The following is a 14,934-nucleotide window of genomic DNA, read 5'->3' as shown; positions in this document are numbered from 1 at the left end:
CAAGCTGCAAGAGGGCGCCGGGTCAATCAGCTTTTAGTGTGTGGCTTGCCGCTTGCCGCTGCTTTTTTCCCCCTGATCAACTCCCGCAACATGAAGCGATTCGGGTGGCAGGCTTCGGCCACCGCGCGGGGCACTGGCAGGGGGGCGTTGTCGGCCCAGGCGGCGATCAATTCGCCTGAAAGCGGCGCGGTGATCAGCCCGCGCGAACCATGGCCGCTGTTGATGAACAGGCCTTCGAGCCAGGGGCAGGGGGTGGCGGGAATTTGCCGGGCATCCCGGGCCAGTACCGCGTAGTCCTGGTTGAACTGCGCCTGGTCAGCCAGCGGGCCGACAATCGGCAAGTAGTCTGGGCTGGTGCAGCGAAAGGCGGCGCGCCCTTGCAGGGCATGCGGGTCGAGGCTGTGGGCACCCAGGCGTTCGGCCAGGTCGCTGGAGATCTCTTCGAGCAAGCCGAGGTTGCCGACGTGCTCGCCGGTGGTGGGCGTGAGGTCGGTGTTGTGGAAGTCGAAGCTGGCGCCGAGGGTGTGCTCGCCATTGCGCGGCGGCGCGACATAGCCGTCGGCGCACACCACCGTGGTCAATGCTTGGCTTTGCGCTGTCACTGGCAGGCGGGTGACCTGCCCGCGAATGCGCTTGAGCGGCAACCCGGCGCAAGGCTCGAAGCTGTGAATCTCAGCGGCGGTAGCCAGCACAACCAATGGCGCACAGGCCAGCAACTTATCGCTTTCCCAGGCTTGCCAGAGGCCTTCGACCTTGCGCAGTTGCAGCACTTGATGATGGGGCAGCAAGGTGATGTTCGGGTGTTGCAGTTGCGCCTGGCACAGCGCCGGCGGATGCACCCAGCCGCCTTCGGGGTAGAACAGCCCGCCACTGCCCAGGGCAACCCCGGCCAGTTGTTCAGCCTGCTCACGGTCCAGGCGTTGCAGCAATTGCGGATCGAATGCCTCGGCCAGTTGTTGCTGGCGTTGGTCTTCCTTGGCGTCGAAGGCCAGTTGCAGTACCCCGCAGCCATCCCAATCCTGCCCGCGCTGCAGGCGTTCGAGCAGTCGCCGGGTGTAGCCGAAACCGCTGAGGATCAAGCGCGACAACGCCGTGCCGTGAGCGGACAACTTGAGGTACAGCACCCCTTGCGGGTTACCCGAGGCTTCTGCTGCCGGCGTGGCATGGCGTTCCAGCACCTTCACCTGCCAACCGCGGGCAGCAAGGCTGGCGGCGCTGGCGCAACCGGCAAGGCCGGCGCCGATCACCAGCGCCTGGCGCGGCCCGGGCACTGCGGGCGGGCGGGCAAACCACGGCGCGCTGGCGGGCGGCAGCGGTTGTTCGGCCGGCCAACCGTTGAAGGTGCCGCGCAGGATCTCCCACTTCTTGCCGATGCCAGGAATGCGCTTCATGGTAAAGCCCACGGCAATCAGGCCGCGGCGTACCCAGCCGGTACTGGTGAAGGTGCCGAGGGTGGCGGTGGGCGATGACAGCCGGCCGATCTGGGCGAACAATTCCGGGGTCCACATTTCCGGATTCTTGGCCGGGGCAAAACCGTCGAGAAACCAGGCGTCGACTTCGGCATCGAGCTGCGGCAATTGCTCCAGCACATCACCGATCATCAAGGTCAGGCGCACCCGGCCCTGTTCGAACTCGAACGGCTGGAAGCCTTCGTGCACCGCCACGTATTGGGCCAGCAACTGGCTGCTGAACGGCGCCAGCGCCGGCCACAGGGCCAGGGCGCGGCTGAGGTCGGCACGGGTCAGGGGGTATTTTTCGACGCTGATGAAATGCAGCCGCGCATCGGCCGGGGCGCACTCGGCAAACAGCTGCCAGGCGCAGAAGAAATTCAAGCCGGTGCCGAAGCCGGTTTCGCCGATCACCAGGCACTGGCCCGGCCCCAGCGCGCTGAAACGCTGGCGCAGATCGTTCTGGTCGATGAACACATGACGGGTTTCCTCCAGGCTCTGCTCCTTGGAGAAATAGATGTCGTCGTATTGGCGCGAGTGCGGTCGGCCCTGGTCATCCCAGTCGATCTGGGCGTATTGGGTTACTTCGGTCATGTTCGGCTCAGCATTGGCAAGAGGGCCATTTTAGCTGATCGGCGCCAGGCTGTTTGACCTGTGGCAGGCTTTGTTTTGTGCCGACAAAGGTTTCGACAATCCGCTAGTCTTGCTTATCCAAGTAGGGAGCCTGGTATGTTCGAATCCGCTGAAATTGGTCACGCCATCGACAAAGACACCTATGAAGCCGAGGTCCCGGCGCTGCGTGAAGCGCTGCTCGAGGCCCAGTTCGAACTCAAGCAGCAGGCGCGGTTCCCGGTGATCGTGCTGATCAACGGCATCGAAGGCGCGGGCAAGGGCGAGACGGTCAAGCTGCTCAATGAATGGATGGACCCGCGCCTGATCGAGGTGCGCACTTTCGACCAGCAGACCGACGAAGAACTCGCTCGCCCCCCCGCCTGGCGTTACTGGCGGGCGCTGCCGGCCAAGGGGCGGATGGGCGTGTTTTTCGGCAACTGGTACAGCCAGATGCTTCAGGGCCGGGTGCACGGCCAGTTCAAGGATGCCGTGCTCGACCAGGCTATCCGCGGCGCCGAGCGCCTGGAGGAGATGCTCTGCGATGAAGGTGCGCTGATCTTCAAGTTCTGGTTCCACCTGTCAAAGAAGCAGATGAAAGCCCGGCTCAAGGCGCTCCAGGACGACCCGCTGCACAGCTGGCGGATCAGCCCGCTGGACTGGCAACAGTCGGAAACCTACGACCGTTTCGTGCGTTTTGGTGAGCGGGTGCTGCGGCAAACCAGCCGGGACTACGCGCCCTGGCATGTGATCGAAGGCGTCGATCCGCATTACCGCAGCCTGGCCGTGGGCAAGATTCTGCTGGAAGGGCTGCAGACCGCGCTCAAGGTCAATCATGCGCCGATTCACCAGGCCAACATCGCCCCGCTGGGCGAAAGCATCGACCAGCGCAGCTTGCTCGGCAGCCTCGACCTGAGTCTGCGTCTGGACAAGAACGACTACCAGGAACAACTGATTACCGAACAGGCACGCCTGGCCGGCTTGTTGCGTGACAAGCGCATGCGCCGGCATGCCTTGATTGCCGTGTTTGAGGGCAACGACGCGGCGGGCAAGGGCGGCGCCATTCGCCGGGTGGCGGCAGCGCTCGACCCACGCCAGTACCGCATCGTGCCGGTTGCCGCGCCCACCGACGAGGAGCGTGCGCAGCCGTACCTGTGGCGCTTCTGGCGGCATATTCCGGCGCGTGGCAAGTTCACCGTGTTCGACCGTTCCTGGTACGGCCGGGTGCTGGTCGAGCGGGTCGAAAGCTTTTGCAGCCAGGCCGACTGGATGCGCGCCTATGGCGAAATCAACGACTTTGAAGAACAGCTGAGCAACGCGGGTGTGGTGGTGGTGAAGTTCTGGTTGTCGATTGACGAGCAGACCCAGCTCGAACGCTTCCAGGAGCGCGAGCAGATCCCGTTCAAGCGCTTCAAGATCACCGAAGAAGACTGGCGCAACCGCGACAAGTGGGGGCAGTACGCGGAGGCGGTGGGCGACATGGTCGACCGGACCAGCACCGAGATCGCGCCCTGGACCCTGGTCGAGGCCAATGACAAGCGCTGGGCGCGGGTCAAGGTGTTGCGCACTATCAATGAGGCGCTGGAGGCGGCGTTCAAGAAGCACAAGAAATAGGACCTCATCGCTGGCAAGCCAGCTCCCACAGAAATGGTGCAAACCTGGCCTTGTGGGAGCCGGCCTTGCCGGCGATGGGGCGCGTAGCGGCCCCAGCAGGAACTCAGGGAATGAAGTACTGAATTCTTTTCCGCAATCGCGCCTGTCTCCCCATCAGCCCACCCCGTAGAATCCGGTTTCCCCCCACCAAAGGGCTATCGAGGCTGGTTATGCATATTTCTTCCGGACGCTGGGGCTACGGTCTGTCCTTGTCACTGTTGACCGCCGTGCTCTGGGGCATCCTGCCGATCAAGCTCAAACAGGTGCTGCAGGTGATGGACCCGATCACCGTGACCTGGTTTCGCCTGCTGGTTTCCGGTGGTCTGCTGCTGGCCTGGCTGGCGGCGAGCAAGCGCCTGCCGTCGTTCAAAACCCTCGGGCGCAAGGGCTGGGGATTGGTATTGCTGGCCACCTGCGGCCTGGTCGGCAACTACGTCCTCTACCTGGTCGGGCTCAAGCTTCTCAGCCCCGGGACTGCGCAACTGGTGGTGCAGATGGGCCCGGTGCTGTTGCTGGTGGCCAGTGTGTTCCTGTTCAAGGAACGCTTCAGCCTGGGGCAGGGCATGGGCCTGGTGATCCTGCTGATGGGCTTCGGCCTGTTCTTCAATCAGCGCCTGGATGAGTTGCTCACCTCCCTGAGCGTCTACACCACCGGCGTGCTGACCATCCTGCTGGCGACCACCATCTGGGTGTTTTATGCGCTGAGCCAGAAGCAGCTATTGACGGTGTGGAATTCGGTGCAGGTGATGATGGTGATCTACCTGTTTTGCGCGGCGTTGCTGACGCCCTGGGTGCATCCGTCCGAGGCGCTGAAACTGAGCCCGCTGCAAGGCTGGCTGCTGCTCGCCTGCTGCCTGAACACCCTGGTGGCCTATGGCGCTTTTGCCGAAGCCCTGGCGCACTGGGAAGCCTCCAAGGTCAGTGCGACCTTGGCGATCACTCCGCTGATTACCTTTGTCGCGGTGGCCCTGGCAGCCTGGTTCTGGCCTGACTACGTGCACGCCGAGCAGATCAACACCCTGGGTTATATCGGTGCGCTGGTGGTGGTGCTGGGCTCGGTACTGACCGCCCTGGGCCCGTCGATCATGGCCGGCTGGCGGGCCAGGCGCGTACGCCTGGCCCGGTGACTCAGCCTTTGCCGCCCGGTTCGAGCATTTTTTCCGGGCGCACCCACTGGTCGAACTGCTCGTTGGTCAGGTAGCCCAGGGTCAGCGCCGCCTCGCGCAGGGTGGTGCCTTCGCTGTAGGCCTTCTTGGCGATTTCGGCGGCCTTGTCGTAGCCGATGTGCGGGTTGAGTGCGGTCACCAGCATCAGCCCGCGCTCCAGGTGCGCGGCCATCTGTTCGGGGTCCGGTTCGATGCCGGCAATGCAGTGCTGCTGGAAGTTACTGCAACCGTCAGCCAGCAGTTCGATGGACTGCAGCAGGTTGTGGATGATCACCGGCTTGAACACGTTCAATTGCAAGTGCCCCTGGCTTGCGGCAAAGCCGATCGCAGTGTCGTTGCCCAGCACCTGGCAGGCCAGCATCGACAGGGCCTCGCACTGGGTCGGGTTGACCTTGCCGGGCATGATCGAGCTGCCCGGCTCGTTGGCCGGCAGGCGTACTTCGGCAATGCCGCCGCGTGGCCCGGAGCCGAGCAGGCGCAGGTCGTTGGCCAGTTTCATCAGGGCCACGGCCAGGGTTTTCAGGCCGCCGGCGAGGGTGGTCAGCGGCTCATGGCCGGCGAGGGCTGCGAACTTGTTCGGCGCGGTAATAAAAGGCAGGCCGGAAAGGGCGGCAAGCTCTGCGGCGATGGCTTCGGCAAAACCGTGCGGGGCGTTCAACCCGGTGCCCACGGCGGTGCCGCCCTGGGCCAGCTCGCACACCGCCGGCAAGGCCGAGCGAATGGCGCGCTGGGCGTAGTCGAGCTGGGCGACATAAGCCGAGAGTTCCTGGCCGAAGGTGATCGGCGTGGCATCCATCATATGGGTGCGGCCGGTTTTCACCAGGTGTTGATGGCGCACTGCCAATTCGGCCAGCCCCGAAGACAGCTCGATGATCGCCGGCAGCAGCTTGTGCTGTACCGCCTGGGCAGCCGCGATGTGCATGGCGGTGGGGAAGCAGTCGTTGGAGCTCTGCGAGCGGTTGACGTGATCGTTGGGGTGCACTGGCGCTTTGCCGCCACGGCCCTTGCCGGCCAGTTCGTTGGCCCGACCGGCGATCACTTCGTTGACGTTCATGTTGCTTTGAGTGCCACTGCCGGTCTGCCAGACGACGAGTGGAAACTGGTCGTCCAGTTGCCCGTCGAGCACTTCGTCGGCGGCCTGTTCGATCAGTCGGGCGATATCCGCCGGAAGGTCTCCGTTGCGGTTGTTGACCCGGGCTGCGGCTTTTTTGATCAGTGCCAGGGCATGCAAAACCGCCAGCGGCATGCGCTCCTTGCCGATGGCAAAGTTGATCAGCGAGCGTTGCGTCTGGGCACCCCAGTAGGCCTGGTCAGGAACTTCGACCTGCCCCAGGCTGTCAGTTTCGATACGGCTCATGCTGCGCTCACTCCCTTGTGGTCTGAATTCGCAGTTTAGGTCCTTATTTGGCGTAGCGGTTCCATCGCACGTCGCCCTACTTGAGCACTGTGCCACTGTCGGCGCAGAATGCTCTACTCTGGGGTACTACCTCCTCTGTCTATTGAAGGAATTCCGATGACCCGTCTTCGCGCCCTCTGCACTGCTGTAGCGCTGGTCTGCGCCAGCGGCCAGGTGCTTGCAGATACCGCCAGTCACAACGCCAGTGCTGAAAAATTCCTCATGATGGCGCATGCCGACAAGCTCGGTACTCCGGTCTACATGCAGGTGCAGCAGATGTTTGCCCAGCGTTTCGAACAAACCAAGGCCCCAGCCTCGAAGAAATCCGTGCTCGACAGCTACCAGGCCAAGGCCAATGCCGCCCTGGACCAGGCCATCGGCTGGAACAAGCTCAAGCCGGACATGGTCAAGCTCTACACCAACACTTTCACCGAAAGCGAACTGAAGGACCTGGTAGCCTTCTACCAGTCGCCACTGGGCAAGAAAGTCCTGGAAAAGATGCCGCAAGTGACCCAGCAATCGGCCCAGCTGACCCAGCAGAAACTGGAAAGCGCGGTACCGGTGGTCAACAAGCTGCTGGCTGACATGACCAAGGAACTCGACCCGAACGCCGGCAAGGCCGCGCCGGCCAAGAAGTAACGAGCGGAGCCTGACATGACCATGCAGCAACAGATCGAGCAAAGCCTGCAAGCGCTGGCACCTCAGCACCTGCAGGTGCTCGACGAAAGCCACATGCACAGCCGCGGTCAGCAGACCCACTACAAGGCCGTGCTGGTGAGCGAGCAGTTCGAGGGGCTGAACAGCGTCAAGCGCCACCAGAAAGTCTACGCCACCCTTGGCGACTTGATGGGCCAGTTCCATGCCCTGGCGCTGCACACCTACACGCCGCAGGAATGGCAAAAAGTAGGGGTCGCTCCGGCGTCGCCTACCTGTGCCGGTGGCAGCAAGCACTGATTTCCTCGCCAGGTTTTTGCTAGAATAAAAAACGCGCCGCTCGTCGGCGCGTTTTTTTTGTTATCCGGTCCGCCCTTTGCGAGGGTGACCACCTGGAGATTTACTGCATGTCCCAAGCTATCGTCGTCGCGGCGTTGTACAAATTCGTCACCCTGAAAGATTACGTCGAGCTGCGCGAACCGCTGCTCGAGGCCATGGAAAAGAATGGCGTCAAAGGCACCCTGCTGTTGGCCGAAGAAGGCATCAACGGCACCGTGTCGGCTTCCCGTGAAGGTATCGACGGCCTGCTGGCCTGGTTGCGCAGCGATGCGCGCCTGGTCGATATCGACCATAAAGAATCCTACTGCGACGAACAGCCGTTCTACCGCACCAAGGTCAAGCTCAAGAAAGAGATCGTCACCCTTGGCGTGCCGGGCGTGGACCCGAACCACAAGGTCGGCACCTACGTCGAACCCCAGGACTGGAACGCGCTGATCAGCGATCCTGAAGTGCTGCTGATCGACACCCGCAACGACTACGAAGTGGCGATCGGTACCTTCGAGGGTGCGATCGACCCGAAGACCACCACCTTCCGCGAGTTCCCCGAGTACATCAAGGCCAATTTCGACCCGGCCAAACACAAGAAAGTGGCGATGTTCTGCACCGGCGGCATCCGTTGCGAGAAAGCCTCCAGCTATATGCTCGGCGAGGGTTTTGAAGAGGTCTATCATCTTAAGGGCGGGATCCTCAAATACCTCGAAGAGGTGCCACAGGATGAAAGCCGCTGGCAGGGCGACTGCTTCGTGTTCGACAACCGGGTCACCGTGCGTCACGACCTGACCGAGGGCGATTACGACCAGTGCCATGCCTGCCGCACCCCGATCAGTGTGGAAGAACGTGCGTCCGAGCACTATTCGCCAGGCATCAGCTGTCCGCATTGCTGGGACAGCCTGAGCGAAAAGACCCGTCGCAGCGCCATTGACCGGCAGAAGCAGATCGAGCTGGCCAAGGCACGCAATCAGCCTCACCCGATCGGTCATAACTACCGCAAAGCTGCCGAGGCCTGATTGATGTCCGCACGCCTGCTCTATGTGATGGACCCGATGTGTTCCTGGTGCTGGGGCTTTGCTCCCGTCGCCGAGGCCCTGATCGCCCAGGCTCAGGCTGCGGGCGTGCCGACCCAGGTGGTGCTTGGCGGCCTGCGTTCCGGCAGCCGGGCGCTGGATGCCTCGACGCGCGGTTACATCCTCGATCATTGGCAGGCGGTGCACGACGCCACCGGGCAGGACTTTCAGTTCGAAGGTGCGCTGCCAGACGGTTTTGTCTACGACACCGAGCCTGCCTGCCGGGCCCTGGTCACCGCGCGCAGCCTTGACCCGCAGCGTGTCGGCGCTTTGCTCAAGCTGATCCAGCAAGCCTTCTACCAGCGTGGCGAAGATGTTACTCGCGCGCCGATGCTGGTGGAGCTCGCCGAGCAGGCCGGTTACGACCGCACAGCCTTTGCCGACGCCTTTACCAGCGCCGAACAACGCTCGGCCACGGCGGCAGACTTCACCTGGGTCCAGGACCTGGGCATCGCCGGTTTCCCGACCCTGCTGGCCGAGCGCAATGGCCAGCTGGCCTTGCTGACCAACGGCTACCAGACCCTCGAATCCCTCGAACCGCTGCTCGGCCGCTGGCTGAAGCAGGCCGCCTGTGCTTGACCTGCCGGGTTCACCCGACCCGGTACCAGGGCCAGGCCCTGTGCATGCTGATCGCTTGAGCTGGGCAGAAATCCGCCGCCTGGCCTTGCGTCATAAAAAAGCCCTGTGGATCGCCAATGGCGTGGCCGTGCTGGCGGCATTGTGCAGTGTGCCGATCCCCTTGCTGCTGCCGTTGCTGGTCGACGAAGTACTACTCGGCCATGGCGATGCCGCACTGAAGTGGATGAACCAGTTCCTGCCCGGTAACTGGCAGGTTGCTGCTGGCTACATCGGCCTGATGCTGCTGTTCACCCTGACCCTGCGCTGCGCCGCCCTGGCCTTCAACGTGGTGCAGGCCAAGCTGTTCGCGGGCCTGGCCAAGGACATCGTCTACCGCTTGCGCATTCGCCTGATCGAGCGCCTCAAGCGCATCTCCCTCAGCGAGTACGAGAGCCTCGGTAGCGGTACCGTGACCACCCACCTGGTCACCGACCTGGACACCCTCGACAAGTTTGTCGGCGAAACCCTCAGCCGCTTTCTGGTGGCCATGCTGACCCTGACCGGTACCGCCGCCATCCTGATGTGGATGCACTGGAAGCTGGCGCTGCTGATTCTGCTGTTCAACCCGTTGGTGATCTTCGCCACGGTGCAATTGGGCAAGCGGGTCAAGCACCTGAAGAAGCTGGAGAACGACAGCACCTCGCGCTTCACCCAGGCGCTGACCGAAACCCTCGATGCCATCCAGGAAATCCGCGCCAGTAACCGCCAGGGCTATTTCCTCGGTCGCCTCGGCCTGCGCGCCCAGGAGGTGCGTAACTACGCCGTCGCCTCGCAATGGAAAAGCGATGCCAGCGGGCGTGCCAGTGGCTTGCTGTTCCAGTTCGGTATCGATATTTTCCGCGCGGCGGCGATGCTCACGGTGCTGTTCTCCGATTTGTCGATCGGGCAGATGCTGGCGGTGTTCAGCTACCTGTGGTTCATGATCGGCCCGGTCGAGCAACTGCTGAACCTGCAATACGCCTATTACGCCGCCGGCGGCGCCTTGAGCCGGCTCAACGAGCTGCTGGCGCGTGCCGACGAGCCGCAGTATCCCGGCGGCATCGACCCGTTCAAGGGCCGCGACACCGTCGGCATCGAAGTGCAGGGTTTGCGCTTTGCCTACAACGACGAGCCGGTGCTCGATCAGCTCAACCTGTCGATCGCCCCGGGCGAGAAGGTCGCCATCGTCGGCGCCAGCGGCGGCGGCAAGAGCACCCTGGTGCAACTGCTGCTGGGCTTGTACAGCGCCCAGGCCGGGACCATCCGCTTTGGTGGCTCGACCCTGCAGGAAATCGGCCTGGAAACCCTGCGCGAGCATGTCGCGGTCGTGCTGCAGCACCCGTCACTGTTCAACGACACGGTGCGCGCCAACCTGACCATGGGCCGCGACTGCAGCGATGATGCCTGCTGGCAGGCGCTGAACATCGCCCAGCTCGACGCCACCATCGCTGCCTTGCCGCAAGGCCTGGACAGCGTGGTTGGCCGCTCCGGGGTGCGTTTGTCCGGTGGCCAGCGCCAGCGCCTGGCGATTGCGCGGATGGTCCTGGCCGAACCCAAGGTGGTGATCCTCGACGAGGCCACCTCGGCGCTGGACGCGGCCACCGAATACAACCTGCATCAGGCCCTGACCCGCTTTCTCAGCGCCCGTACCACCCTGATCATTGCCCATCGCCTATCTGCAGTGAAGCAGGCCGACCGGGTGCTGGTGTTCGACGGCGGCCATGTCGCCGAGGACGGCGATCACCAGCAACTGATCGCCGATGGTGGCTTGTACGCCAAGCTGTACGGCCATTTGCAACAGAGTTAGGGCAAATTGGTGTGCAAGTGAGAAAAGCTCTGCAGTATTAATGGCAAATAGCCTAGGCTGTGCTTTGGTAGGTGGGATTCATCCGGCTCTGTTGCAAGGGACCTCATGAAGCGAAAACGGACTCTCGAAGCGCCAAAGTTGTTGGGCATTATCTGGCCATTTGTTGCTGTGGTGCTGTTTCAGGCCTTGCTCGGGAGCATCAGCCTGTACGCGCTGTCGGCAGTGCGTGGTTATGTGGCGGGGGAGAGCCTGTGGTCCAAGGGCCAGAAAGACGCCATCTATTACCTCAACCAGTACGCTGACAGCCGCGACGAGGTGGCCTTTCAGAAGTATCGCAAGGCGATTGCCGTGCCCCAGGGCGGGCATGACCTGCGCGTGGCCCTCGACCTGCCGACCCCGGATATCGACGCCGCACGCCGTGGCATCCTCCAGGGCGGCAACCATCCCGACGACGTTTCCAGTGTGATCTGGCTGTACCTGAACTTTCATCAGGTCAGCTATATGCAGAAGGCCATCGAGCTGTGGGCGGTCGGTGACGGATTTTTGCGCCAGCTGGATGAAGTGGCCGAGCAGATGTACAGCGGTTTTCGTGCTGGCCGTGCCGATGCCCGTAGCGTCGCGGGCTGGAAGGCGCAGATTGCTTCGATCAACGATGCCGTGACCCCGGCTGCCCGGGCGTTCAGCGATGCCCTGGGTGAAGGGTCGCGGATGTTGCTGCGGGTATTGCTGGTCACCAACCTGGCCACTGCGCTGTTCCTGATTGCCCTGGCCTGGATGCGTTCGAGCAAGCTGCTGGCTCAGCGCCAGGCCTTTGCCAATGCCCTCGAAGTGGAGAAGGAGCGGGCGCAGATCACCCTTGAGTCGATCGGCGATGGCGTCATCACCACCGATGTCGAAGGCTGCATCGCCTACATGAACCCGGCCGCCGAACAGTTGACCCACTGGCATGCGGCCCAGGCCCAGGGCTTGCCCTTGGCTGCGCTGTTCAGCCTGCTCGACGAGAATGCCGAAAAGGACAGCCTGACCCTGGTCGAGCGCGTGCTCGAAGGTGGCCTCAAGGGCGGCAGTGAACATACCAAGCTGATCCAGCGCCTGGACGGCAGCACCGTGTCGGTCACCCTGGTAGGTGCGCCGATCATGGCTGAGGGTAAGATCAGCGGCATCGTCCTGGTGCTGCACGACATGACCCAGGAGCGTCAGTACATCGCCAACCTGTCCTGGCAGGCGACCCACGACGCCCTGACCGGCCTGGCCAACCGCCGCGAATTCGAATACCGCCTGGAACTGGCGCTCAACGCCATGGCGCGCAAACCGGCGCGCCACTCCTTGATGTTCCTTGACCTGGACCAGTTCAAGCTGGTCAACGACACCTGCGGTCATGCCGCCGGCGATGAGTTGCTGCGGCATATCTGTGCTGTGCTCCAGGCCGGCCTACGCGAAGGCGACACCCTGGCGCGGCTGGGTGGTGACGAGTTCGGTATCCTTCTGGAGAACTGCCCCCAGGAGCAGGCCGAGCGCATTGCCGAGAGCCTGCGCCAGGCCGTGCAGAGCCTGCACTTCGTGTGGAAAGGGCGGCCGTTCATGACCACCGTCAGCCTGGGCCTGGTGCATATTGCCCAAGGGCCGACCACCCTCGAAGCCTCGCTGCGGGCCGCCGACATGGCTTGCTACATGGCCAAGGAGAAGGGCCGCAACCGCGTGCAGGTGTATCACGCCGATGACAGCGAGCTGTCCATGCGCTTTGGCGAGATGGCTTGGATCCAGCGCCTGCACGTGGCCCTGGAAGAAAACCGTTTCTGCCTATATGCCCAGGAAATTGCCGCCCTTGGACCCCATGAAGGCGCCGGGCATATCGAGATCCTCCTGCGCCTGCACGACGAGGGCGGCCGCATCATCCTCCCTGACAGCTTCATTCCCGCCGCCGAGCGCTATGGCCTGATGACCGCGCTGGACCGCTGGGTGGTGCGCAGTGTGTTCAAGGTCATCCGCCAGTGCCTGGACGAACAGCGCGATGGCCCGTTGGCCATGTGCGCGATCAACCTGTCGGGCAGCAGCATCGGTGATGACAAGTTCCTCGAGTACCTGCAGCGGCTGTTCAGCGAGTTCGCCATCCCGCCGCACATGATTTGTTTCGAAATCACCGAAACCAGCGCGATTGCCAACCTCGGCAGTGCCATCCGCTTTATCAACGAGCTCAAGGGCCTAGGTTGCCGGTTCTCGCTGGATGACTTTTGCGCCGGTATGTCGTCGTTCGCTTATTTGAAGCATTTGCCTGTAGACTTTCTGAAAATCGACGGGAGTTTCGTCAAGGACATGCTCGATGACCCGATCAACCGGGCCATGGTCGAGGTGATCAATCACATCGGTCACGTGATGGGCAAACGCACCATCGCCGAGTTCGTCGAAACCCCGTTGATCGAGCAGGCCCTGCAGGAAATAGGCGTGGACTACGCCCAGGGATACCTGATCGAGCGGCCACAGGTGTTCACCTGTGACAGCTTGCAGCGCAAACGGATTGCTGCAAGGCCCCTGTTGTTCAAGGCGCCGGGGACCTTTCGCTGAGATCCACCGATAATCACAAGGAACAAGGAGCTGACAGTGATTGACGCGTTTATTCGTACTGGTCCATTGATGGACCCCAGCAGTTACCCGCTTTGGGCCCAGCAGTTGATCAAGGACTGCAGCGAGAGCAAGCGTCGGGTGGTGGAGCACGAGCTTTATCAACGCATGCGCGATGGCCGCCTCAGTGGCCGGACCATGCGCCAGTACCTGATCGGCGGTTGGCCGGTGGTCGAGCAGTTTTCCCTGTACATGGCCAAGAACCTCACCAAGACCCAGTACGCCCGCCACCCCGGCGAAGACATGGCGCGGCGCTGGCTGATGCGCAACATTCGCGTCGAACTCAACCATGCCGATTACTGGCTGTTCTGGGCCCAGGCCCATGGCGTCAGCCTCGAAGACCTGCAGGCGCAGGAAGTACCTAGCGAACTCAACGCCCTCAGCGACTGGTGCTGGCATACCTGCGCGACCGATTCGCTGGTGGTTGCCATTGCTGCCACCAACTACGCCATCGAAGGCGCAACCGGTGAGTGGTCGGCGGTGGTTTGCTCGACTGGCGTCTACGCCCAGGGCTTCCCGGAAGAAGGCCGCAAGCGCGCGATGAAGTGGCTGAAGATGCACGCCCAGTACGATGACGCACACCCTTGGGAGGCCTTGGAGATCGTCTGCACCCTGGCCGGCAATAACCCGTCGGTGGCGCTGCAAACCGAATTGCGCCGGGCCATCTGCAAGAGCTATGACTATATGTTCCTGTTCCTTGAGCGCTGCATGCAGCAAGAGCAGGAACAGCGCCAGCAGCCCGCCCGGGCCCGGGCGGAGCTGGCCGAGGGCTGAGCTTACTGGGCGTTGAACGCCTGGCCGTTGATGCCGGTGCTGTCTGGACCCATCAGGTACAGGTAGACCGGCATGATCTGCTCTGGCAGCGGATTGTTTTCCGGTGTTTCCGCAGGGTAGGCCTGGGCGCGCATGCTGGTACGGGTGGCGCCCGGGTTGACACTGTTGGCACGCACCGGCGCCACACCTTCAAGCTCGTCGGCGAGGGTCTGCATCAGGCCCTCGGTGGCGAACTTCGACACTCCATAGGCACCCCAGTAGGCCCGGCCTTTGCGCCCGACGCTGCTGGAGGTGAAGATCACCGAACCATCCGCCGACAGCTTGAGCAACGGCAGCAGGGTGCTGGTGAGCATGAACATGGCATTGACGTTGACCTGCATCACGCGCATGAAGTTGTCGCCCGAAAGCTGCTCCAGCGGCGTGCGCGGGCCGATGATCGAGGCGTTGTGCAGCAGGCCGTCGATATGGCCGAACTCGGCTTCGATCATCGCTGCCAGCTCGTCGTACTGATGTGGCAGGGCAGTCTCCAGGTTGAACGGGATGACCGCGGGTTTCGGGTGGCCGGCCGCTTCGATCTCGTCGTAGACCTGGCTCAGGTTGGCTTCGGTCTTGCCCAGCAGCAAGACGGTGGCGCCATGGGCGGCATAGCTCTTGGCCGCAGCCGCGCCGATGCCGCGACCGGCGCCGGTGACCAGGATGGTCCGGCCTTTGAGCAGGTCGGGGCGGGCAGAGTAATCGAACATGGGGTTACCTCTAGGTAGGTGATGGCTTCATCGCTGGCAAGCCAGCTCCCACAAGGTTGATGGTG

Annotated in this window: 12 protein-coding genes; 9 read left to right on the top strand and 3 right to left on the bottom strand. The window is 62.9% G+C overall.

Annotated features, from left to right (window positions below; translation table 11 throughout):
* Positions 1–26: 26 nt before the first annotated feature.
* Entirely contained in the window at positions 27–2,042 is a 2,016-nt protein-coding gene (gene mnmC / locus ABM562_RS27605; RefSeq protein WP_460423934.1) for a bifunctional tRNA (5-methylaminomethyl-2-thiouridine)(34)-methyltransferase MnmC2/FAD-dependent 5-carboxymethylaminomethyl-2-thiouridine(34) oxidoreductase MnmC1, read from the bottom strand.
* Positions 2,043–2,177: 135 nt separating this feature from the next.
* On the opposite strand from mnmC, the gene pap reads away from it, so the two are divergent.
* Together pap and ABM562_RS27595 are read left to right on the top strand one after the other, a co-directional pair.
* Positions 2,178–3,671, top strand: a complete 1,494-nt coding sequence (gene pap, locus ABM562_RS27600) for a polyphosphate:AMP phosphotransferase (protein WP_460423933.1) — start codon at positions 2,178–2,180, stop codon at positions 3,669–3,671.
* Positions 3,672–3,880: 209 nt separating this feature from the next.
* Positions 3,881–4,837, top strand: coding sequence for a DMT family transporter (locus ABM562_RS27595; RefSeq protein WP_460423932.1), 957 nt, complete (start codon positions 3,881–3,883; stop codon positions 4,835–4,837).
* A gap of 1 nt (position 4,838) precedes the next feature.
* On the opposite strand, the gene ABM562_RS27590 is transcribed toward ABM562_RS27595, so the two are convergent.
* The gene (locus tag ABM562_RS27590) at positions 4,839–6,233 is read right to left on the bottom strand and encodes a class II fumarate hydratase (RefSeq protein ID WP_115085812.1); all 1,395 of its coding nucleotides are present in this window, start codon (positions 6,231–6,233) and stop codon (positions 4,839–4,841) included.
* Positions 6,234–6,389: 156 nt separating this feature from the next.
* Between ABM562_RS27590 and ABM562_RS27585 the strand changes: the two genes are divergently transcribed.
* The 7 genes from ABM562_RS27585 to ABM562_RS27555 all read left to right on the top strand — a co-directional run bounded on the left by ABM562_RS27585 (position 6,390) and on the right by ABM562_RS27555 (position 14,126).
* Positions 6,390–6,911 carry a DUF2059 domain-containing protein gene (locus tag ABM562_RS27585; protein WP_460423931.1) on the top strand — a complete coding sequence of 174 codons (522 nt, stop codon included), beginning with the start codon at positions 6,390–6,392 and terminating at the stop codon, positions 6,909–6,911.
* 15 nt (positions 6,912–6,926) lie between these two features.
* Positions 6,927–7,226, top strand: coding sequence for a BolA family protein (locus tag ABM562_RS27580; RefSeq protein WP_115085813.1), 300 nt, complete (start codon positions 6,927–6,929; stop codon positions 7,224–7,226).
* A 107-nt stretch (positions 7,227–7,333) separates the two neighbouring features.
* Complete coding sequence (gene trhO / locus ABM562_RS27575) at positions 7,334–8,272, top strand: oxygen-dependent tRNA uridine(34) hydroxylase TrhO (protein WP_115085814.1); 939 nt, start codon at positions 7,334–7,336, stop codon at positions 8,270–8,272.
* A 3-nt stretch (positions 8,273–8,275) separates the two neighbouring features.
* Positions 8,276–8,908, top strand: coding sequence for a DsbA family protein (locus ABM562_RS27570; protein ID WP_115085815.1), 633 nt, complete (start codon positions 8,276–8,278; stop codon positions 8,906–8,908).
* Complete coding sequence (locus tag ABM562_RS27565) at positions 8,901–10,733, top strand: ABC transporter ATP-binding protein (RefSeq protein WP_115085816.1); 1,833 nt, start codon at positions 8,901–8,903, stop codon at positions 10,731–10,733. Before ABM562_RS27570 ends, ABM562_RS27565 begins: the two co-directional genes overlap by 8 nt.
* 105 nt (positions 10,734–10,838) lie before the next feature.
* Positions 10,839–13,295, top strand: coding sequence for an EAL domain-containing protein (locus ABM562_RS27560; RefSeq protein ID WP_258578222.1), 2,457 nt, complete (start codon positions 10,839–10,841; stop codon positions 13,293–13,295).
* 36 nt (positions 13,296–13,331) lie between these two features.
* The gene (locus ABM562_RS27555; protein ID WP_115085818.1) at positions 13,332–14,126 is read left to right on the top strand and encodes a TenA family transcriptional regulator; all 795 of its coding nucleotides are present in this window, start codon (positions 13,332–13,334) and stop codon (positions 14,124–14,126) included.
* A gap of 2 nt (positions 14,127–14,128) precedes the next feature.
* Here ABM562_RS27555 and ABM562_RS27550 read toward each other — a convergent pair whose 3' ends face one another.
* Complete coding sequence (locus tag ABM562_RS27550; RefSeq protein ID WP_010224149.1) at positions 14,129–14,869, bottom strand: YciK family oxidoreductase; 741 nt, start codon at positions 14,867–14,869, stop codon at positions 14,129–14,131.
* Positions 14,870–14,934: the final 65 nt, after the last annotated feature.

This window comes from Pseudomonas sp. ZL2, from assembly GCF_054788455.1.
The sequence above is the reverse complement of the archived record's forward strand: the minus strand, read 5'-3'. Positions and strand labels throughout refer to the sequence as shown.

Coding starts and splice junctions, on each gene's coding strand:
- mnmC (WP_460423934.1), bottom strand. CDS start 2,042: ATGACCGAAGTAACCCAATACGCCCAGATCGACTGGGATGACCAGGGC.
- pap (WP_460423933.1), top strand. CDS start 2,178: ATGTTCGAATCCGCTGAAATTGGTCACGCCATCGACAAAGACACCTAT.
- ABM562_RS27595 (WP_460423932.1), top strand. CDS start 3,881: ATGCATATTTCTTCCGGACGCTGGGGCTACGGTCTGTCCTTGTCACTG.
- ABM562_RS27590 (WP_115085812.1), bottom strand. CDS start 6,233: ATGAGCCGTATCGAAACTGACAGCCTGGGGCAGGTCGAAGTTCCTGAC.
- ABM562_RS27585 (WP_460423931.1), top strand. CDS start 6,390: ATGACCCGTCTTCGCGCCCTCTGCACTGCTGTAGCGCTGGTCTGCGCC.
- ABM562_RS27580 (WP_115085813.1), top strand. CDS start 6,927: ATGACCATGCAGCAACAGATCGAGCAAAGCCTGCAAGCGCTGGCACCT.
- trhO (WP_115085814.1), top strand. CDS start 7,334: ATGTCCCAAGCTATCGTCGTCGCGGCGTTGTACAAATTCGTCACCCTG.
- ABM562_RS27570 (WP_115085815.1), top strand. CDS start 8,276: ATGTCCGCACGCCTGCTCTATGTGATGGACCCGATGTGTTCCTGGTGC.
- ABM562_RS27560 (WP_258578222.1), top strand. CDS start 10,839: ATGAAGCGAAAACGGACTCTCGAAGCGCCAAAGTTGTTGGGCATTATC.
- ABM562_RS27550 (WP_010224149.1), bottom strand. CDS start 14,869: ATGTTCGATTACTCTGCCCGCCCCGACCTGCTCAAAGGCCGGACCATC.